General features: G+C 63.8%; 25 protein-coding genes. All 25 read left to right on the forward strand.

The window, feature by feature from the left end; translation table 11 throughout:
- Window positions 1-220 precede the first annotated feature (220 nt).
- The 25 genes from ACDI39_RS23770 (at window position 221) to ACDI39_RS23890 (ending at window position 20030) form a co-directional block, all read left to right on the forward strand.
- Window positions 221-562: a phage holin family protein gene (locus ACDI39_RS23770; RefSeq protein ID WP_486537108.1), complete on the forward strand. Its 342-nt coding sequence runs from the start codon at window positions 221-223 to the stop codon at window positions 560-562.
- Complete coding sequence (locus ACDI39_RS23775) at window positions 552-926, forward strand: HNH endonuclease signature motif containing protein (protein ID WP_486537109.1); 375 nt, start codon at window positions 552-554, stop codon at window positions 924-926. The genes ACDI39_RS23770 and ACDI39_RS23775 overlap by 11 nt, the downstream gene beginning before the upstream one ends.
- 371 nt (window positions 927-1297) lie before the next feature.
- A complete protein-coding gene (locus tag ACDI39_RS23780) occupies window positions 1298-1834 on the forward strand; it encodes a phage terminase small subunit P27 family (protein WP_410045745.1) in 537 nt (178 codons plus the stop codon).
- Window positions 1797-3629 carry a terminase large subunit gene (locus tag ACDI39_RS23785; protein WP_486537110.1) on the forward strand — a complete coding sequence of 611 codons (1833 nt, stop codon included), beginning with the start codon at window positions 1797-1799 and terminating at the stop codon, window positions 3627-3629. The genes ACDI39_RS23780 and ACDI39_RS23785 overlap by 38 nt, the downstream gene beginning before the upstream one ends.
- The gene (locus ACDI39_RS23790; RefSeq protein ID WP_486537111.1) at window positions 3626-3829 is read left to right on the forward strand and encodes a hypothetical protein; all 204 of its coding nucleotides are present in this window, start codon (window positions 3626-3628) and stop codon (window positions 3827-3829) included. Before ACDI39_RS23785 ends, ACDI39_RS23790 begins: the two co-directional genes overlap by 4 nt.
- A 2-nt stretch (window positions 3830-3831) precedes the next feature.
- Complete coding sequence (locus ACDI39_RS23795; protein ID WP_486537112.1) at window positions 3832-5100, forward strand: phage portal protein; 1269 nt, start codon at window positions 3832-3834, stop codon at window positions 5098-5100.
- Window positions 5097-6044: a S49 family peptidase gene (locus ACDI39_RS23800; protein ID WP_253090921.1), complete on the forward strand. Its 948-nt coding sequence runs from the start codon at window positions 5097-5099 to the stop codon at window positions 6042-6044. Before ACDI39_RS23795 ends, ACDI39_RS23800 begins: the two co-directional genes overlap by 4 nt.
- Before the next feature lie 63 nt (window positions 6045-6107).
- Window positions 6108-7430 carry a phage major capsid protein gene (locus ACDI39_RS23805; RefSeq protein WP_486537113.1) on the forward strand — a complete coding sequence of 441 codons (1323 nt, stop codon included), beginning with the start codon at window positions 6108-6110 and terminating at the stop codon, window positions 7428-7430.
- 45 nt (window positions 7431-7475) lie between these two features.
- Complete coding sequence (locus ACDI39_RS23810) at window positions 7476-7745, forward strand: hypothetical protein (protein ID WP_486537114.1); 270 nt, start codon at window positions 7476-7478, stop codon at window positions 7743-7745.
- Window positions 7746-7777: 32 nt separating this feature from the next.
- Entirely contained in the window at window positions 7778-8296 is a 519-nt protein-coding gene (locus tag ACDI39_RS23815) for a hypothetical protein (RefSeq protein ID WP_486537115.1), read from the forward strand.
- Between the two features lie 2 nt (window positions 8297-8298).
- On the forward strand, window positions 8299-8679 hold the full coding sequence (locus tag ACDI39_RS23820; protein ID WP_410045737.1) for a head-tail adaptor protein: 381 nt from the start codon (window positions 8299-8301) through the stop codon (window positions 8677-8679).
- Window positions 8669-9175, forward strand: a complete 507-nt coding sequence (locus tag ACDI39_RS23825) for a hypothetical protein (RefSeq protein ID WP_253090926.1) — start codon at window positions 8669-8671, stop codon at window positions 9173-9175. Before ACDI39_RS23820 ends, ACDI39_RS23825 begins: the two co-directional genes overlap by 11 nt.
- A gap of 3 nt (window positions 9176-9178) precedes the next feature.
- Window positions 9179-9769 (forward strand): phage tail terminator protein, encoded by a 591-nt coding sequence (locus ACDI39_RS23830; RefSeq protein WP_410045735.1) that lies wholly within the window; start codon window positions 9179-9181, stop codon window positions 9767-9769.
- A 6-nt stretch (window positions 9770-9775) separates the two neighbouring features.
- On the forward strand, window positions 9776-9985 hold the full coding sequence (locus tag ACDI39_RS23835; protein ID WP_410045734.1) for a DUF2635 domain-containing protein: 210 nt from the start codon (window positions 9776-9778) through the stop codon (window positions 9983-9985).
- Window positions 9985-11469 (forward strand): phage tail sheath subtilisin-like domain-containing protein, encoded by a 1485-nt coding sequence (locus tag ACDI39_RS23840; RefSeq protein ID WP_486537116.1) that lies wholly within the window; start codon window positions 9985-9987, stop codon window positions 11467-11469. Before ACDI39_RS23835 ends, ACDI39_RS23840 begins: the two co-directional genes overlap by 1 nt.
- A 53-nt stretch (window positions 11470-11522) precedes the next feature.
- On the forward strand, window positions 11523-11870 hold the full coding sequence (locus tag ACDI39_RS23845; protein WP_253090930.1) for a phage tail tube protein: 348 nt from the start codon (window positions 11523-11525) through the stop codon (window positions 11868-11870).
- On the forward strand, window positions 11867-12163 hold the full coding sequence (locus ACDI39_RS23850; protein WP_253090931.1) for a phage tail assembly protein: 297 nt from the start codon (window positions 11867-11869) through the stop codon (window positions 12161-12163). The genes ACDI39_RS23845 and ACDI39_RS23850 overlap by 4 nt, the downstream gene beginning before the upstream one ends.
- Before the next feature lie 129 nt (window positions 12164-12292).
- The gene (locus ACDI39_RS23855) at window positions 12293-14209 is read left to right on the forward strand and encodes a phage tail tape measure protein (protein ID WP_486537117.1); all 1917 of its coding nucleotides are present in this window, start codon (window positions 12293-12295) and stop codon (window positions 14207-14209) included.
- Window positions 14202-15461: a DNA circularization protein gene (locus tag ACDI39_RS23860; RefSeq protein WP_486537118.1), complete on the forward strand. Its 1260-nt coding sequence runs from the start codon at window positions 14202-14204 to the stop codon at window positions 15459-15461. The genes ACDI39_RS23855 and ACDI39_RS23860 overlap by 8 nt, the downstream gene beginning before the upstream one ends.
- A gap of 3 nt (window positions 15462-15464) precedes the next feature.
- Window positions 15465-16574 (forward strand): phage baseplate assembly protein, encoded by a 1110-nt coding sequence (locus ACDI39_RS23865; RefSeq protein ID WP_253090934.1) that lies wholly within the window; start codon window positions 15465-15467, stop codon window positions 16572-16574.
- Entirely contained in the window at window positions 16571-17083 is a 513-nt protein-coding gene (locus ACDI39_RS23870) for a phage baseplate assembly protein V (protein ID WP_486537119.1), read from the forward strand. Before ACDI39_RS23865 ends, ACDI39_RS23870 begins: the two co-directional genes overlap by 4 nt.
- Window positions 17080-17466 carry a phage GP46 family protein gene (locus tag ACDI39_RS23875; protein ID WP_486537120.1) on the forward strand — a complete coding sequence of 129 codons (387 nt, stop codon included), beginning with the start codon at window positions 17080-17082 and terminating at the stop codon, window positions 17464-17466. The genes ACDI39_RS23870 and ACDI39_RS23875 overlap by 4 nt, the downstream gene beginning before the upstream one ends.
- Window positions 17456-18499: a baseplate J/gp47 family protein gene (locus ACDI39_RS23880; protein ID WP_486537121.1), complete on the forward strand. Its 1044-nt coding sequence runs from the start codon at window positions 17456-17458 to the stop codon at window positions 18497-18499. Before ACDI39_RS23875 ends, ACDI39_RS23880 begins: the two co-directional genes overlap by 11 nt.
- Entirely contained in the window at window positions 18496-19131 is a 636-nt protein-coding gene (locus tag ACDI39_RS23885) for a YmfQ family protein (RefSeq protein ID WP_253090938.1), read from the forward strand. The genes ACDI39_RS23880 and ACDI39_RS23885 overlap by 4 nt, the downstream gene beginning before the upstream one ends.
- A gap of 2 nt (window positions 19132-19133) precedes the next feature.
- On the forward strand, window positions 19134-20030 hold the full coding sequence (locus ACDI39_RS23890) for a phage baseplate protein (RefSeq protein WP_486537122.1): 897 nt from the start codon (window positions 19134-19136) through the stop codon (window positions 20028-20030).
- Window positions 20031-20040: the final 10 nt, after the last annotated feature.

The raw sequence follows: 20040 nt of genomic DNA on the forward strand, positions 1-20040 counted from the left end.
CCACAGTGAAGCTAAGCCGGGGTGGTGGTATTCCCCGACATTCGCCAGACATTCGCCAGACGTTGCCCACTTATTCGTGGATGGCATTAAAACTCGCTTGCTGCCAGGAAACTCGACCTGTACAAAGTACCCATCTTCGAGACGTGCGGGCGCACAAAGCAGCCCGCCACACACAGCAAACCCGGCCGCCGCGCCGGGTTTTTTGCATTTGGGGAACGGGATGACGAACGAACAACAAGCGCTTGCCGAGATGCCAGTCTGGCTGGTGATCACCCTCGCCCTGGTCGGCGGGGTATCCGGTGAGATGTGGCGGGCGGACAAGGCGGGTGTTCGAGGCTGGGCGCTGGTTCGGCGCATCGCCCTGCGTTCGGGGGCCTGCGTGGTTTGCGGGATGGCAACCATCATGCTGCTGTACTCCGCCGGCGCTTCGATCTGGGCCTCGGCGGCATTCGGTTGCCTGACCGCGATGGCCGGCGCCGACGTGGCCATCGGGTTGTATGAGCGCTGGGCCGCGAAGCGCCTGGGTGTTTGCGACGTGCCGCCTGCTAGCCGTGAAGGTTAACGGCCGGCGGGGCAACAGCGCTTCCCGTGGCTATGGTCACCGCTGGCGTCTGGCTCGCGAAGTCTTCCTGGCGAACAACCCGTTCTGCGTCATGTGCTCGACCGACCGCCGTCCCGTTGCATCCACGGTCGTGGACCACAAGATTGCGCCCCGCCTGCAAGAGTCGAAGGAAAGCGGCGATCCCGAGAAGCTGCGTGTTGCCTGGAAGTTGTTCTGGGACCAGGACAACTGGCAGCCGCTGTGCAAGTTGTGCCACGACTCGGTGAAGCAGCGCCTGGAGCGCAGCGGGCGGATTGCGGGCTGCGATGCCTCCGGCCTGCCGCTCGATCCGAATCATCACTGGAATAGGAGATCGCCATGCTAATCATCGGGCCTGCACTTACCCCCGGCCGGCCATTTGGCCCGGATGACATAAAGGGCTACACGGAAGAGGTTCGGCAGGCGATGAAGCTGCTTGAACCGTTGCTGCAAAGCGGGTACTTGGCGGTTCACCCGGATCGCTGGCAGGGCGGGAAGCTGGCTTTTCTTCCGCCCAGGATCGCCAAGCGCCAAGGCTGGGTACCGCCCGCCGGGCCTGAGCCCGACCCGGCCGCCCCTGCCTGCCACTGCACCTGCTGCCCGAAGGGTAGGGGGGGTTAAAAACTTTTTCCCGACTCACTCGTTGACCGCATGCCCCCCTCTCTGTGCAAAACCGGGAAAAATGGGGAGGGGGGGGTATGCGAATAGGAGGTTTCCATGGCTGGAAACGGTAACTCCGGGCGACCATCTCTGCCCGCATCGGTGCACCTGCTCAACGGCAATCGCAGCAAGCTCTCGCCCGCGCAGCTGATGAACGAAATCAAAGATCCTGCGGTACCGGTGGGTGTACCGCCCATGCCGGATTTCCTCACCGGCGACGCAGCCGCCGAGTGGACCCGGATCACCGAGGCGCTGTTGGCGCTGGGGTGGGTTTCGCGGCTCGACCAGATGGCGCTCGCCACATACTGCCAGGCCTACGGCGACTGGCTGCGCTTCCAGCGGTTGATCGCTGAGCGCAATGCTGGGTCGCAGGACGGCCTGGGCGGCGAGGTTCAGACCTTCAAGACCGGCGCCCAGCAGACCCACGTGCTGCGGCAGCTGGCCAACGACGCCGAGAAGCGTGCCAACGCTGCCGGTGCACAGTTCGGGTTGTCTCCCCTGGCGCGCCGGAACATGAGAGCCGCCGCCCCGGCTGGGCAAGGAGAGTTGTTCCCCAATGCAGGACAAGACGCTGCCGCAAAGTATTTCAGCTGACTGCCGGGTAAAGGGCTTCGCTGACAGGGTGCTGGCCGGCTCAATCATCGCCGGGCCAGCTGTTCGCAACGCTGCGCGGCGCCATCTGCTGGATCTGGAAAAGGGGCATGAGCGTGGGCTGATCTGGAACGCCGACGCGGCCCAGCGTGCCATTGGTTTTTTCGAGGATGTGCTGCGTTTGAACGGCGGCGACTTCGAGGGGTTGCCGTTCCGCCTTGCGCCGTGGCAGGCGTTCATCGTCGGCAGCCTGTTTGGCTGGTACACCGATGATGGGTATCGCCGGTTTCGCCAGGCGTATATCGAAACCGCCAAGGGCTCGGGTAAGTCGCCTTTGGTCGCTGGGATCGGCCTGTATGGCCTTGTCGCCGATGACGAGCAGCGGGCGGAGGTGTACGCCGCCGCCACGAAGAAGGACCAGGCACAGATCTTGTTCCGTGACGCGGTCGCGATGGTGAACATGGCGCCACATCTCGCTGCGCGCCTGGTGCAGTCGGGACGCGATGAGAAGGTCTGGAACCTGTTCTATCCCAAGACCAACAGCTTCTTCCGTCCGATCAGCTCCGACGAAGGCCAGTCCGGCCCTCGGCCCCATGTGGCGCTGATCGATGAGCTGCACGAGCACAAGACGGCCAGCGCGGTGAACATGATGCGGGCTGGTACCAAGTTCCGGCGCCGTGCATTGATCGTGATGATCACCAACAGCGGCTCCGACAAGGGCTCGGTGTGTGGTCAGTATCACGACCTGGGCGTGCGGATCTGCGAGGGCAAGGAGGAGAACGATGCGTTCTTCGCCTTCATCTGTTCGCTGGACAAGGGTGATGACCCGTTCAAGGATGAGTCGTGCTGGCCGAAGGTGAACCCCTCGCTGGACTTCATCCTGGAGGGCCAGACCGATGGCATCCCGGGCCGCAAATACCTGCGGGAGCAGGTGGCCGAGGCCAGAGGGCTGCCGGCGAAAGAGGCTGTGGTCAGGCGCCTGAACTTCTGCGAGTGGACCCAGGCGACATCGCCTTGGTTGTCCTGGGAGATCTGGCGCGGTGCTGCCGAACGGGTACCGATGCGCGTTCTGCGCAACCGACCATGCGTTGGTGGACTCGACCTTTCCAGTACCACGGACCTGACCGCGTTCGTGCTGATGTTCAGTCCGATACCATCCGACCCGCACTGGCGCTCGCTGTCGTACTTCTGGATCCCTGACGATGACCTGTCGGGCCGGGAAAAGCGCGACCGCGTGCCGTACCTGCAATGGGTCAAGGAGCGCCATCTGGAGACCACACCAGGACGGGCGATCAGCAAGCTGCATGTGCTCCGGCGCCTGCAGACCATCTGTGATTACTTCGACGTGCGACGGATAGCCTACGACCGCTGGCGGATCGAGGATCTGTTGCAGTTGATGAACGACAACGGCATCACGTTGCCCGAGCTCAAACCCTTCGGCCAGGGCTTCAAGGACATGGGGCCGGCTGTGGATGAGTTCGAGCGGCGCCTGCTGGGCCGCAAGGTCGAGCCGGCCGACGTCATTGAGCTGGACCCGGCCGACTATGAGGTCGTGGCTGAAGTCGACACGGCCACCGAGGTGGTCGAGACCCTGCTGCACGATGACAGCCCCGTGATGACCTGGAACGCGGGCAACGCGGTGATCGTGTTCGACCCCGCCAACAACCGGAAGGTCGACAAATCCAAGGCCACGGGCCGTATCGACGGCATCGTCGCCGCCGTGATGGCGGTGGGCATCAGCAGTGACATTTCCGAGGCATCAGGCACGTCGGTTTACGACGAAGGGGTAGGTATATGAAGTTGGTAATTGCGTCCTGGGTGGCGGGCCTGCTGGGCTTCGCGCTGCTGGTCGCGGGTGTCTGGATGGTGCATCGACCTGCCGCATTCATCGTCGCGGGGGTGGGGCTGTTGGTCTGGGCCAAGCTGGCCGATCAGGCGGCGGCGAATCTGGCAGCAACGAGTCTGGCGAAGCGCCAAGTGGCTAGGGAAGGGGGCTGACCATGTTCTTTTCCAGCTTGCGCGCCTCGGGCGCGGGCACATTGACCAACCCGGACGGCGGTTTCTGGCGTGGTCATCTGGGGCGCGGTCGAAGTTCTGCGGGCGTAGCGGTAACGCCAGAAACCGCGCTTGCCTTGCCCATCCTGCAGAACTGCGTGACCTTGCTGGCCGAGACGGTAGCGCAACTGCCGCTGGAGCTGTATCAGCGCAAGGAGAAAGGGCAGCGGGAGTCGGCGATCAATCACCCGTTGTACGACGTGCTGCGCTATCAGCCCAATCCGTTCCAGACGCCCTGCGAATACATGGAACGGCACCAGGGCGCGGCGGGCCTGCGGGGTAATTCCTTCAGCTTCATCGAGCGTCGGGAAGACGGCAATGTTACGGCCCTCTGGTCTCTCAAAAACGACCAGGTGCAGGTACTCAAGGGGGCTGACCTGCTGCCGTACTACAGAATCGGCACCGCCGAGGCAGTGCCGATGCGGATGGTGCACCACGTTCGCTGGTTCGGTACCAATCCCTACGTTGGGCTGTCGCCTATTGAGTTGCACGCCGACGCGATTGGACTGACCCAGGCGGTCCGCCAGTACACCGGCAAGAGCTTCGCCAACGGCGTGTCCGTGTCCGGTGTGATCGAGCGCCCCCGCGAGGCTCCGGCGATCAAGGACCAGGGGGCCATCGACAAGATCGTCGACCAATGGGGGCAGAAGTTCGGCGGAATGGACAATGCCAAGAAAGTCGCCCTGCTGCAGGAGGGCATGACCTTCAGGCCGGTGTCGATGACCAACGTCGATGCTGAGATCGTTGGCATCATGAAGCTGACCGGCCTGGACATTGCGCGGATCTACAAGATCCCACTGCCCATGGTGAACGACCTTGAGAAGTCGAACTACAACACCCTTGAGCAGTTGATGATCCAGTTTGTGGTGTTCGCCTTGCTGCCCTGGGTGAAGCGCCATGAGCAGGCGATGATGCGCGACTTCCTGCTGGCGAAGGATCGGCGGGATTACTTCATCGAGTTCAACCTGTCCGGCCTGCTGCGTGGCGACCAGAAGAGTCGCTATGAGGCCTACGCCATCGGTCGCCAGTGGGGCTGGCTGAGCGTGAACGACATCCGGCGCCTGGAGAACATGCCGCCCGTGCAGGGGGGTGATATCTACCTACAGCCGCTCAACATGGTCGACGCGGGCAGACAGCCCGACCTGAACAACCCCACCGTGCGCGCCCAGTTGGAGCTGCAGCACGCCGAGATCGGGAGGATCCTTGCCCAATGAGTAAGCGTCATCTGCGGGCATCCAGCCTGCTGTTCAATCAACCCCTGCTGGTGACACCGGACATGCTCGACCTGGGCGTGCGCTGGGCCAACCAGACCATGAGCCTCAACATCATCAACCTCGGCGGCAGCTCGGCCCAGCTCTGGAAGGATGACGATCCCGTCGACCGCGTGGCGTTCGCGGACGAGCAGCGTCGCAACGCGATTGCCCAGACCGGGATCGAGGTTGTCCCGGTCAGTGGCTTGTTGGTCAGTCGCGGGAGTCACCTCAACGCCTGCGAGACCATGACCAGTTACGAAGGGCTGCGCTCCCAGCTGCAGCGCGCTGTGGCTGATCCGCTGGTCGAGCACATCGTGCTGGATATCGACAGCCCAGGCGGTTCTGCCGTGGGGGCTTTCGAGCTGGCCGAGGACATCCGGGCGATGACCGCGCAGAAGCCCATCACCGGCCTGGTCAACTTCATGGCGTACAGCGGTGGCTACCTGATCGGTTCGGCGTGTAGCGAACTGGTGGTGAGTCGCACTAGCGGTGTTGGCTCCATCGGCGTGATTGCCAGCCACATGGACCGCTCGAAGATGGAGGAGGGGATGGGCGTGAAGGTGACCACGGTGTATGCCGGGGCGCACAAGAACGACCTCTCGCCGCATGAGCCTATCACCGAGCAGTCGTTGGCCTTCCTCAATGAACTGGTGCAGGAGAGCTACCAGATGTTCGTCAATGCTGTTGCCGAGTATCGCGGACTGCCGGTCGCCAAAGTAATCGCCACCGAGGCCGCGCTGTATCGCGGTCAGATGGCAATCAACGCAGGGCTGGCTGACCGCCTGCAGAACCCCCAACACACCGTTGACGAGCTGTCGCGGGCCGTTGCGCAGAACCGCGCAACACGCCAGTCGAGCCGCATCAGCGTGCGGGCAGCAGCGTTAGCGATGCAGGCGTTCGCCTGACCCAGCCGCATCAACTGAATCTCGACCCGCCCAGTGCGGGTTTTTTTATGCCCAGGAGGCAGCATGTCCCTTGTACTTCAAATGCGTAACGAGCGCGCCGGCCTGGTCGCCCAGGTACAGGCCCTGGCCAAGATCGAGGCTGAAGGCGGTAGCTTGAGTGTCGAGCAACTGCAGCAGTTCACCAGCCTGGAAACGCAGATCAACGACCTGACGGCCAAGATCAAGCGAGCAGAATCGGCCGAGCAGTTGGCTGCTGCCAGCGCGGTACCGGTCAACGAGTCGGCTCAGGGTGCGACCAGCCCACCACAAGGCCGCATTTCCGGCCCGTTCAGCGAAAAAGCCAAGCCTGGTACCGGCATGGCGCAGATGGCGCGGTTGCTGGCTTCTGCCCAGGGGAACCAGCAGACGGCCGCTCAGATGGCGAAGGACGGCGGTTTCCCCGCTGATGTCCACATGGCGTTGAGCGTCGTAACCCCGGGTGCAGGCGGTGTGCTGGTGCCGCAAAACTTCGCGACCGAAGTCATCGAGTCGCTTCGCCCAGTGTCCATCGTCCGCAAGATGGGCGTCACCAGCCTGCCGCTGAACAACGGCAGCCTGACCCAGCCGCGTATCACTGGCAACACCGTGGTGACGTACATCGGTAGCGATACCGATATCTCGATCACCGGCATGACCTTCGCTGACACCAAGCTGTCGGCGAAAAAGGCTGCCGCCATCGTGCCGATTTCCAACGACCTGTTGGCCATGAGCGGGGTGAACCCACGCGTCGATGGTCTGGTGCTCAATGACCTGACTGTGAGCATGGGCCTGTCGGAAGATCTGCACTTCATCCGGGCTGATGGCTCTGGCTCGCTGCCCAAAGGTATGCGGCACTGGGCGCTGCCTTTCAACGTCCTGACGGCGCCTGTGGTCGATGGCCTGACGCTGGAAAAGATCGACCTGTTCCTGGGCGGCATGATGCTGCGCCTGGAAACGGCGAACGTGATGATGAAGTCGTGCGGCTGGCTGATGGCGCCACGTGTGTTGCGTTGGTTGCAGGCGCTGCGTGATGGCAATGGCAATAAGGCGTACCCCGAAATCGATCAGGGCATGCTCAAGGGCTACCCGGTGGGCCTCAGTAACCAGATCCCGGTGAACCTCGGCGTCGATGGCGACGAAACCGAGATCTACTTCGTCAACTTCGCCGACTGCATGGTCGGTGAAGACATGGACCTCACCCTGAGCTTCAGCAACGAGGCTTCCTACAAGGATGCTCAGGGCGAGGTGATCAGTGCCTTCCAGCGTGACCAGACCCTGCTGCGCGTGATCGCGAAGCATGACTTCGGCCCGCGTCACGTCGAAAGCATCGTGGTAGCGGTCGCCGTGAAGTGGGGCGCAGGCATGTAATCCCCGGCCCCGGATGGTCTGGGGCCGCTCAACTGGATGGACGTTATGGCAAAGGTAATTGTTGTGTTCACTGGCTCTTGGCGTGGCTATGGCAAGGGCGAAGTGGCGGGTTTCGAGGAAGACGTGGCGCAGTCGTTGATCGATGGTGGTCGCGCTGAGCTGTACGAAGGCAAGAAAGCTGGCAAGTCCGGTGGTGGTAAGGGCAAGGCGGCCCCGGCGGCGAAAGGGCCCGCCCAGTCCGGCCCATCGACGGAGCCGCCACCGGATTCGGGTCCGAACAACACCGATCCGAATGACGACGAAGAAAAACCCTGATGGCTCGCCGCATCGCCTACACGGGGGCGCCCGTGCTGACGTTGGAGCAGGTGGCCTTTCAATGCCGGGCTGAACCAGAAGACCTGCAGCCTGAGCTGATCGACCAGATCATCATCCCTGGGGTGACCGCCCAGGGCGAATCGAGGACGGGGGCGGCGATTCGTGAAGCGATCTACGAGGAGGACTGGCCGGCGGCGTATCCGTCGGGCCATTCGCTGGACGTTGGCCAGGTGGTTGCCGTCGAGTCCGTGGTGGTGCTGGGAGACGCCGGGCAGGTGACGCCCTACGAAGGGCAAGTGGTGCTTCACCTGGGGGGCAAGGAGAGTTACCTGGAGTTCCCGGCAGGCCGTCCCGAGGGGCGTTTGCGGATCCGTTACCGCGCCGGTACGGACCTGGAGGCGCACCCGGGTGTACTCAGCTGGTTGCTGATGGCCGCTGAAACGGCTTTCACCCATCGGGGTGTCATGGTGGTGGGGCAGTCCTTGTCACCGCTTCCTGGCACCTACCTCGATCATCTGCTGGCGGACATCACCGTTCCGCCGAGGTTCTAGCCATGATCCTTAAAGAGCCTGCCTCGGGGGAGCTAAACCGCCGCGTTCGGCTGCGGCTTCGGCGCGACCTCCCCCAGGGCGACGGTGTTGGTCTCGATTCCGAATACGAAGGTGAATTCGACTGCTGGGCCAAGATCCAGCCTGTCGGCAGTGCTGTTTACAGTGGCTCTGTGCAGTCCGGTGCAGTGGTCACGCACCGTGTAACGCTGCGTTTCCGTCCGGGCATCACCGAGTCCCACGAAGTGGTCGCGAAGTACCGGGGCAACGAGATTGTCTATCGTGTGCGCCGGTCCAGTGATCTGAGTAACCGCCGATTTCTGGTGCTGGAGGTCGAGGAACTGGGCCTGGCCGCTGAGCAGGGTGGAGGGATCTATGGCTACTAGCTTGAGCGTGCAGCCGTACCTGCATATTGATGGCTTCGATGACCTGCCCAAGGACTTCTTCGACAAGCGCAAGGTGCGTGCGGGTATGCGCAAGGCGGGCCGCCTGGTGGCAGCCCGTGCGCAGTTAGCGATTGCGCTGTCCCGGGGAGCGAGCGACTACCCGGTAAACCGTACGGGAGAACTGGTGCATTCCATTCGGGTCAAGCTATCCCGGTCGGGATTCTTGGTGCGTATCGCGCCGCAGAAGACCAGTGGAATGAAGGAGTACTACCCCGCCTATCTGAACTACGGGGTGAAGCGAGGTGCCCGGGTCCGCGGCCTTGGTCCGGGGAAGCGTCGCCGGCGCGGCGCCCGGGCAAAGCTGATTGCCCTGCGTGCCTCTGGCGGGTGGCGGATCACGCCGCGAGCCAACTACATGGCCGATGCGCTCGAGGACAGCCGGGCGGATGTGCAGCGGATCCTGAAGGCGGCCTTCGCTCGGGCACTGGGAGGTTGAGCTATGCGATTGTCCCCCTTGATTGAACACTTGAAACGCCACTGCCCTTCGCTGGGCGGTCGGGTTGCCGGCGGCATCGACATGGATGCCGTGATGGCATCGGCCAAGATGGTCACGCCGGCGTGCTATGTGATCTGTACCGGCGACGAAGCGGGTGAAAACCTCGCTCAGAACAAAGCGCGGCAGACGCTTGTCGACCAGTTCGACGTGGTGTTGGTCCTGCAGACCCGCGATGAACGTGGGCAGCAGGCGGTGGACGTGCTGCATGACCTGCGTGCTGAGCTGTTCCGGGCCCTGGTCGGCCTGGAGTCGGATGATCACGAACCGATCACCTATGTTGGCGGCAGCTTGATGGTGATCGACCGGGCGAAAGTGGTGTACCGCTATGGCTTCGAAGCGGAAAGCCAGATCGGCCGCAGCAGGGCGGGTGACCCCGCCGAAACCTGGCAAGAGTACAAGTTGGACGGCCTGCCGCCGCTACGGGGCATCGACTTCAACTTTGACAGCCTGGACCCGAAAGACCCCAACCACACAGCGCCTGGCCCGGATGGCCGGGTAGAAGTGCATTTTTCCACCGAACTTTCGCAAGAGTGATCCCCCATGACTCGAATCACCGTTTACCCGGTCGAGGGCCGCACCGTGCCCGACCCGGAGCTAGGCGGCACGCTGGGCCCCGACGGGCGTGCTGTGCCCCGAGACGCGTACTGGTTGCGCCGCCTGCGTGACGGCGACGTGACCGACCGGAAACCCGCCGAGCCAAGCAAGGTCAAGGCGAAAACGAAAACCACTGACACTGGGAGCGCTGAGTAATGGCCTTCAGTTTCAATAGCATCCCCAGCGACATCAGGGTGCCGCTGTTCTATGCCGAGGTCGACAACAGCCAGGCCAACAGCGCCGCCGGCAGCTTGCAGCGCCTGATCGTTGGCCAGGTCAACGATGATGCCGAGGCCGATGAAATCGGCAAGCTGACCCTGGTGTCGAGCCTGAGCTTGGCTAAGAGCATCGGCGGCGTGGGCTCGATGCTCGCCGAGATGTACGACACTTGGCGGCGCAGCGATCCGATGGGCGAGGTCTGGTGTCTGCCGATCAAGGCTACCGGGACCCAGGCCAGCGGCAAGCTGACCATCGCCGGCGCGGCGACGGCAGGCGGGCAGCTCAACCTGTACGTGGCCGGCCAACGCGTGCGCGCCACGGTGGCCAGCGGCGCCACGGCAGCCGAAGCGGCGACCGCCCTGACGGCGGCCGTCAATGCCGCCGGCTTGTCTGTGGCGGCGATCACAGAGGCTGGAGAGGTCACGCTGACCTGTCGCTGGTCGGGCCTGAGCGGCAACGACATCCAGCTGGAGCTGAACCGCCAGGGGCGCAATGGTGGCGAATTCACCCCGGCCGGGCTGACGGTGACTGTCACGCCGATGGCCGGTGGGGTGGGTACGCCAGACGTGGCGCAAGCCCTGGCGGCGCTGGGCGATGAGCCGTTCGAGTTCATCTGTGCGCCTTGGGCCGATGCCGCATCGCTGGATGCCTGGCAAGCCTTCATGGATGACAGCAGCGGTCGCTGGAGCTGGGCGCGGCAGTTGTACGGTCATGTGTACTCGGCCAAGCGCGGCACCCTGGGTGAGCTGGTGGCGTTGGGCGATTCGCGCAACGATCCGCACGTCACGGTGTATGGCTTCGAGAGGGCCTGCCCGGATCCGGTGTGGCGTCAAGCTGCTGCTTATGCGGCGCGCACCGCTGTGTTCATTTCGGCGGACCCGGCGCGGCCTACGCAAACCGGCGAGCTGACTGGTATCACGCCGGCGCCGGCTGGCGAGCGCTTCATTCTGACCGAGCGGCAGTCGTTGTTGAGCCATGGTATCGCCACGGCCTACTCCACCGGTGGCGTTCAGCGCATCGAGCGGGGCATCACGACCTATCGAGAAAACGCCTTGGGGCAGCCCGACAACTCCTTCCTGGACAGCGAAACGCTGCACCAGTCGGCGTATGTCATCAACAACCTTAAGACGCGAGTCACCAGCAAATACGGCCGTCATAAGCTGGCCAACGACGGTACCCGATTCGGCGCCGGCCAGGCCATCGTCACGCCGAAGGTCATCCGCGCCGAACTGATTGCCGGCTATCAGGCGCTGGAGCTGCTGGGCATTGTCGAGAACGCCGATGCCTTCGCCCAGTACCTGGTGGTGGAGCGCTCGAGCACTGATCCGAACCGACTGGACGTGCTGTACCCGCCGGACCTGGTGAACCAGCTGCGTGTGTTCGCGCTGCAGTACCAGTTCCGTCTGCAGTACCCGGTGTAACCAATCGATCCACCAGAGCCCGCCCAGTGCGGGCTTTTTTGTAGGAGACGCCCATGGGCAAGAAAGTCGCGGGTACCGTCTATATCAAGGCAGACGGTACCCAGTTCACCGTGACTGGCGGGGCCGAGGCGCCGCTCAGTGACAAAAAACGCGAATCGGTCGCGCCAGGCTATTTCAAGGAAGAAGACCTGGTGCCTTATGTCGCAGTGACCGTAGTCGATGATCCCGACTTGCCGATCGCACAAATCATGGCCGCGACTGATGCGACCGTGACTGTCGACTTTGGCAATGGTCGCACCTACGTGCTGTCCGGTGGTTACGTCGTGGATGAGCCCGCCGCCAAGGGCGACGACGGCACCATCGATCTCAAGTGGGAAGGCACCAAGGGGGTATGGCAATGAAAGAAGTCGTCAAGCTGTCGGTACCGATCCAGGCGCACGGCGAAGAGGTCGCTGAACTGGAGGTACGACGCCCGACAGTTCAGGAGGTGCGCAACATCAAGGCGCTGCCTTACAAGATGGACAAGGACGAAGCGGTGACGCTCGACATGGATGTGGCGGCCAAGTACATCGCCGTGTGCGCAGCGATCCCGTCCTCCTCGGTTAATCAGTTGGACCTGTCGGACCTGAACAACCTGGCCTGGATTGTCGCCGGTTTTTTCTTGACGCCGGCGTCAGCGACGTTGACGGCTTGATTGCAGTCGCATACGAGCTGGCGTGGTTCTGGAAGTCCGATCCCGAGCAGGTAATGGGTCGGACTTTGGACGTCATTCTGGAAGCCACCATGCACAGCCAGCGCATCGCGGAAACGCTGAGGGGGGAGGATGGCTGACAAGTTTCAGCTCAAGGCGCTGATCACCGGTGTCGATAAGCTGTCACCGACGCTACGTGGGGTACGCAAGAACATTGCGACCTTCCGCAAGAGCCTGGAAAGCACTGGCCTCGGCAAGATCGGCTGGAGCGACATTGTCACCGGCGGGGCTATGGCGGCTCCCTTCATTGCCGGTGCTCGGGCGGCCATCGACTTCGAGTCGCAGATGGCCGACGTGCGCAAGGTGGTGGACTTCGACACGCCACAGCAGTTCAAGGAGATGGGCGACGACATCGGGCGCCTGTCCGAACGGCTGCCGATGGCGGCGACGGATATCGCCAAGATCGTTGCGGCCGGTGGCCAGTCGGGTATTGCCAAGGATGAGCTGCTGGGCTTTGCCGAGGCTGCAGTGAAAATGGGTATTGCCTTTGACCAGACCGCCGACGAAAGCGGCGAAATGATGGCCAAGTGGCGTACGGCGTTCCGTATGAGCCAAGATGAAGTGGTCGGCCTGGCCGACCGCATCAACTACCTGGGCAACACGGGCCCGGCCAACACCAAGCAGATTTCCGGCATCGTGACCGAGGTCGGTGCCTTGGGCGAGGTCGCCGGTCTGTCTTCGGCGCAGATTGCGGCTATCGGCGCGACCATGGCCGGTGTGGGCGTCAAGCAGGATGTGGCGGCCACTGGCATCAAGAACTTCATGCTGGCCCTGACCAAGGGCACAGCGGCCACCAAGGCCCAGGCGCAGGCCTACAAGTCGCTGCGCCTGGATGCCAAGACGGTCGCCGAAAACATGCAGAAAGACGCCCAGGGCACGACCCTGGATCTGCTCAAGCGTATCGCCCAGGTCGATGCGGCGAAGCGGCCGGCGCTGTTGGCCGAGCTGTTCGGCACCGAGTCCATCGGGGCTATCACTCCACTGCTGACCAACCTGGAACTGTTGCGCAGCAACCTGGACAAGGTCAGTGATAGCCGTAAGTTTGCCGGCTCCATGGAACAGGAATACGCCGCTCGGGCGGCCACCACGGCCAACAATCTGCAGCTATTGCGTAACGGGGTCGACAGCGTGGGCCGTGCCATCGGCAATGCCCTGCTGCCAGGTATCAACGCGGTGCTCGATCAGCTGCGTCCTTGGATCTCCCACGTGGCGCAGATGATCAGCGACAACCCGCACCTAGTACGCGGCATCGTCATCGCCGGGGCGGCCTTTACCGCCCTGCGCGCAGCGGTGTTTGCCGCGACGGTGGCGACCCGAGTACTGGGTGTGGCCTTCGCGGCAACCCCGGTGGGCCTGATCGCCGTCGGCATCGCTGCTGCGGCCGGCCTTATCGTCGCCAACTGGGAGAAGGTCGGGCCGTTCTTCAGTGCTCTGTGGGAACTGATCAAGGCCTATAGCACGCCTTTCATGGAGTTCATGAAGAGCCTGTTCGCCTGGAACCCGTTGGTGCAGATCGTCAAGAACTGGGAGCCCATCGTCGGCTGGTTCAAGAACCTGTGGGAGCGGGTCAGCCCTTACCTGCAACCGATCCTCAAGCTGTTCGGCGGTGAGGAGGGCGAAGGCCTGACCGGGCGCGTGCAGCGCATGGCAGAGGAACAGCGGCAGCGTAACGCCGGCGCCGGTGGCGGTAGCGGTGAACTGGTGCTGGCCGGGGCCGGCACGGCGGCGCGGAACCGGCAAGAGCACAACGCGAGGCAGTTCGGCATCAACCCGGGCACGCTGTTGCAGGCGCCGGGGCAGTTGCCGGAGCCGGGGGCCTTGCTGCGCCAGTCGGCGGTGGCCAGCAAGGCCCAGCTAGAGGGCGAGATGCGTTTCACCTTCGACAACCCGCCGCCGGGCCTGCGGGTGGAGTCGACGAAGAGCAGCCAGCCCGGCGTCACGATGACGCCGAAGGTTGGTCGCAGGACAATGGGAGGTACCAATGAGTGAATGGCGCGATCTGCGCCGCGAAGCATCGTTTCGCGGCGTGCCGTTCTGGGTGGACAGCGACAGTGTGCCGGTTGGCCGGCGTACCCAGTTGCACGAATACCCCAAGCGGGACCAGCCTCTGGTCGAAGACATGGGCCGGCGCACGCGTGAGTACAAGTTTGTCGGCTTCATCATTGGCGCTGACTTCATCAGCCAGCGCGACCGCCTGCTGGCCGCGCTGGACCAGCCCGGCCCGGGCGAGCTGGTGCACCCCTGGTTCGGTCGCCTGACGGTGACCGCCGGTGATTGCGACATCGCGCATGCCCGAAACGAGCTTGGGATGGTGCGTTTCAACCTGACGTTCATCGACGGCATGCTGATGTTCCCAGTGCAGCGGGTGAACACCCGGCGGCAACTGGCGGCCCATGTACCGACGCTGCTGGAGTCGGCCAAGGCGCGCTTTGATGCAGCAATGGCGAAGGTGGACCTGGCCCGGCAGCGGGTCAATGCCGTGCGCCGGGCCCTTTCCAGCGCCTATGCCTTCGCTATCAACTTCCTCAAGCCGCTGACCTCGCTGGCCGGTGACCTCGGCGCCCTGGTGCAATCGGTCATCAACGCTCCAGGCGCCTTGGCAGCCAGCCTGCTGAGTGACATAGCCAGCGTGGAGCGCTGGTTCAGCGGCTACGGGGCCAGTGGTTCGCTGCAGTCGTCACGCTCCAGGGCACGGGCCATTTCCGCGCTGTCGGCCGAGCCGCCGGTTGCTGATGATCCAGAAGTCGCGGCGATCCAGGCGGCCGTCATCGGCTTGGTCCAGGACGCAGCCCTGGTGGACTTGCTGCTGGACATGGTGGAAGTCCCGGTGGCCAGCGTGCAAAGCGTTGATCAGCCGGCTGCGCTGAGCGTCCAGCTCGAGCAGGATGGTTCAACCGTCGAGGCGGGTAGCGTCATGGATACGGGAGTGCCAGTGGCTGATGACATTCTGGCGCTCCGTGACGCCATCAGCGAAGCGATGTGGGCCATTGCGGGGGATAGCCTGCCGGAGCACTTCGGCGTGCTCAGTGATGCCCGCTTGGCCCTGGATCGACACCTGACCGAGGTGGCGCGTAGCGGTGTCTGGCTGCGTCCCTATCAGCCACGGACCACGGTCTCGTCGCTGGTTCTGGCGCACCGGCTGTACGGCGACGCACTGCGCGGCGCCGAGATCGTCTCGCGCAATGCGATTCGCCACCCGGGCTTCGTGCCCGCCACTGAACTGCAAGTCGCCAAGAGTTAAGCCATGGAGCCAGATAACACCGTCACCCTGAGCGCTGGCGGGCACGACTACGCCGGTTGGAAAGACGTCAGTATCAGCGCGGGCCTCGAGCGGCAGGCGCGGGATTTCAGTGTGTCGATCACTTGGAAGTGGCCGGGCGGCGGTGATGTGCCGGTGCGGATCCGCCAGGGCGACTTGGTCGAGGTGTGGATAGGGCGCGACCTGTTGCTGACCGGTTACGTGTTCAGTACGCCGATCCGCTACGACGCCAGGTCGATCACCTTGAGCATTGCCGGTCGTTCGAAAACGGCTGACCTGGTGGACTGTGCGGCGATCAACTCGCCGGGGCAATGGCGCGGCCAGAGTGTGCAGAAGATCGTGGAGGCTCTGGCAGGTGAGTACGGAATCAAGGTCGTCAATGAGGCCGCTATCACCCTGGGGCTCGACGATCACACCATCGAGCCGGGCGAAACCGCTTTCGAGAGTATCGACCGGTTGCTGACCCTTTCGCGGCTGTTCAGTACCGATGACGGCAGCGGTCGCCTGGTCATCGCCAGTCCGGGCACGGCGGGGCGTGCGGTGGACAAGCTGGAGCTGGGCAAGAACATCCTCGACGGGGATACCGCCCTGGACTTCTCCAACGTGTTTTCCGAGTACATCAGCCGCGGTCAGCGCAGTGGTACCGACGACTCATTCGGTACGGCCGCGACTGAAGTGCAGGCCAGCGTGAAGGATGAGCGGGTGACGCGCCGGCGAGTCAAGGTGATTCACCAGTCGGGCCAGATGACCACCAAGATGGCGCGTGATCGCGTGGAGTGGGAGCGGGCCAACGCCATCAGTCGCGCCCTGGCAATCAACTACGTGGTGCAAGGCTGGCGGCAGAGCAGCGGCGAGCTGTGGCGGCACAACATGATTGTGCGCGTGGTGGATCCGCTGATCGGCCTGGATCGCGACATGCTGATCAGCGAGATCAGTTACGAGCTGGGCGAGGAGGGCACCTTGACCCGGATGACCGTAGCCCCGCCTGACGGCTTCCTGCCCGAGCCAAACGACGCTTACGAGCGACGCAAGCTCAAGAAAGGCAAGAAAACAGACAACTTCGAATACCTCATTCCAGCGGACTACAAACCATGAGAAATCCAATAGCGGGCGTGCTGGCCCGTGGTGTGGTGGTGCTGGCCAACTCGGCGCGCAAGCTGCAGAGCCTGCAGTTGCGTATCACGGCTGGCGAGGTGAAAGACGACGTGGAGCACCTGGAGCCCTACGGCTTCACCTCCTGCCCCAAAGATGGCGCCGAGGCCCTGGCCGGGTTTATCGGCGATCGCAGTCACGGGGTGGTGATCATGGTGTCTGACCGCCGTTTTCGCCTGCAGAGCCTCAAGCCGGGCGAAGTGGCCTTGTACACCGACGAAGGCGATCGGCTGCACTTCAAGCGCGGCCGGGTGATCGAGGTCGACACGGCCACGTTCAAGGTCAAAGCCGAAGCGGCTGTGGAGTTCAACACGCCGGTGATCCGCACCAACGGTCGCATCGAGTCGGTCGGCGATCAGGTGGCCGCCGGCATCAGCCAGATCGAGCATGTGCATGATGGCGTGATGCGTGGCGAGGCCAGCAGCAACAAGCCGGTGGGGGGTGCTGGATGAGTCGTGAGGCCCTGTTGCGCCGGGCTGTGACCATCAGCCTGTTCAGTTGGCGGCTGGCCGGTGCTGACGATCCGGTCGATGATGCCGACCGCCAGGGTTGGTGGGGGGATTGTGCGCCGACCGTGGCCGGCGATCAGATCGGCTCCCGGCTGTGGTTACTGCGGCGGCGCTCGATTACCCCGAGCACGCTGCGCGATGCCCGGGAATATGCAGAGGAGGCACTGCGCTGGCTGACCGACGACGAGATTGTTACCTCCGTTACGGTAACGGTCGAGCGGCAAGGCAACGAGCGGGTCAACCTGCAGGTACTGCTGACTGAGGCCAACGGCGAAACCCTGCAGCTGGCGTTTGAAGATACGTGGAGCTTGATCAATGCCATATGAAATCCCGACGTTACCGGCGCTGATCACGCGCACCGAGGCCGACTTCGAACGCAACGCCCCGGATGCGTTGCGTCGCTCGGACGCCAAGGTTGCCGCTCGTGCACTCAGCGGGGCTGTGTTCCAGCTGTTCGGTTATCAGAGCTGGGTGGCCAAGCAGGCGCACCCGGCCACCTGCGATGAAGAGCAGCTGTTGCGCTGGGCGGATTGGCGCCTGGAAGACGGCCGCAAGCCCGCCGTGGCTGCCGCTGGTGTGGCCACGGTCACCGGGTCCAGCGGCTTCCTGGTAGATGCCGGGACGGTATACCAAGCCGGTGATGGTCGCCGCTATGTGGTCAAGGTGGGCGCCACGCTGGTTGATGGCGCTGCCCAGCTGCAGTTGGTGGCGGAAACGGCGGGGCCGAGCGGCAACATTGAAGGCGGGCAGCTGACTGCGGTCAAGCCCGTCCTGGGGGTGAACCCCACCGCCACCATCGGCGCCGACGGCATTGTCGGCGGCACCGATCAGGAGGAGATCGAGGCGCTGCGTGCGAGGGTGCGGGCAGCCTTCAAGAACCCAAGCAAGGTGGGTAACGCGGCTGATTTCGTGGAGTGGGCGTTGGAGGTGCCGGGTGTGACCCGCGCCTGGGCGCTGCCGCGATGGATGGGGCCGGGCACGTTCGGTCTGACCTTCGTCTGTGACGGTGACGCCGACATCTTCCCGAGCGCGGCGAAGGTGGCCGAGGTGCAAGCCTACCTGGAGCGCAAGCGGCCGGTGACCAGCGAGGTCTATGTGTTCGCTGCGCAGCGCCTTGCTGTGGACCTGCGCATCAAACTGACCCCGGACACTACGGCCGTGCGCCAGGCCGTGGGGAAAGCCCTGGCGGGCCTGATCAGCGACGAAGGCGGTTCTGATTCTGTCATTCCGTTGAGTCACATCCGTGCGGCGATCAGCAACGCGCCGGGTGAGACCGACCATCGGCTGGATGCGCCGACCGAGGATGTGGTGGTGGCGGCCAACCAGGTGGCTGTGCTGGGGGGAATCACATGGCTATGACCGAGGACGATTACCGCGAGGGCTTGCGCGATCTGCTGCCGCCAGGTCCAGCATTCGACCCTGAGCTGCAGGCGGACTGGGCGCAGCTGCTGGCCAGCCTGGCGCCCGAACTGGCCCGGGTCGACCAGGCCCTGGATGGTCTGCAGCTGGAGATGAACCCGGCGACGGTCAGCGCGCTGCTGACTGACTGGGAGGACTATCTAGGCCTGCCAGATGCCTGCACCGTGCCGGGCTCGCAAACCCTGGCCCAGCGCCGGCAGGCCGTGTTGGACAAGCTGACTGCCTCGGGCGCGCCGCAGGTGGCCTATTACCGTCGGCTGGCCGCGCAGGCCGGCGTGACGGTAACGATCGAGGAGTTCCGTCCCGCAAGGGTAGGGCCGACCGTCACCGGCGATTTTCTCTATGGTTCCGGGTGGTCTTGGGCATGGCTGGCGTCGGCCCCCTTGGATGCCTACGGCACGCCCGAGGCGGCTGCCATGGAGTGCCGCCTGCGTCTGGAAGCACCGGAATACACCGACGTTGAGATCGGCTTCGGGCGCGCCGAGTTGGAGGGAATCGCCGCCAACATCGATCAATTTTTCCATGCGGTTCATTACGTGATGCCGGCCGCTGTGGCCGGCCTCGGGGATTAGTTATGCAGCGTATTTCAAGCTGGACGGACCTAGTCGCAGCGCTTGGCCGCTTTCGCTACGGCAGTGTTGTCGGTGGTGTGCCGCCGACACCGCTCAAGGCCGAGTGGCTGAACATGGTCCAGGAAGAGATTGCCCATGTTGTTCTGGCGGCGGGCATCGAGCTGGATGCCGAGCAGGAAGACCAGCTCAAACAGGCGATCGTCAAGATGATCGGGGCATACCTGCCCTTGTCGGGCGGTACCTTGACGGGCCTTCTCCGGGCCACCAAAGGCGTACGAACGGCCAAGGGGTTGCCGGCAGCCGGCAATGCCAGCGAGGTCGGCTATGGCTTTTCCGGTGACGGTGATACGGGCTTGTACGCCGTCGGTGGGACCGACGCAGACGGCTCGGCCCTGGTGCTGGTGGTCGATGGTGCGGAGGTGCTGCGCCTGAGAGGCGATGGCAGCCTGATCATCGATGGCGCTCATGCGCCATACCACACTGGCAACAAGCCCTCGATGCTGGCAGTGGTGTACCCCGTGGGTTCGATCTACATGAACGCGAGCGTTGCCACCAACCCGGCCACGCTGCTGGGATTCGGCACCTGGGCGGCCTTGGGGACTGGTCGCATGCTGATTAGTGCCGGTAGCGGGACTGATGCCCGAGGCGAGGAAAGGGCGTTTGCCCTCGGCAGCACCGGCGGTGAGTACGGCCATGTATTGACCATTGCCGAAATGCCGGAGCACGACCATACCGTCCCGCAAGGCGTCACCGCCGGGCCGTCGGGTGAATACACCTCTGGTGATGACATGACTAGCCAGGTGGCGACCAACCCGCCATCAGGATCGACCGGCGGTAGCCAGGCGCACAACAACATGCCGCCCTATCTAGCTGTGCACATGTGGCGGCGTACCGCGTGACCTATTCCAA

It is taken from the genome of Pseudomonas sp. Tun-23181, assembly GCF_057415455.1.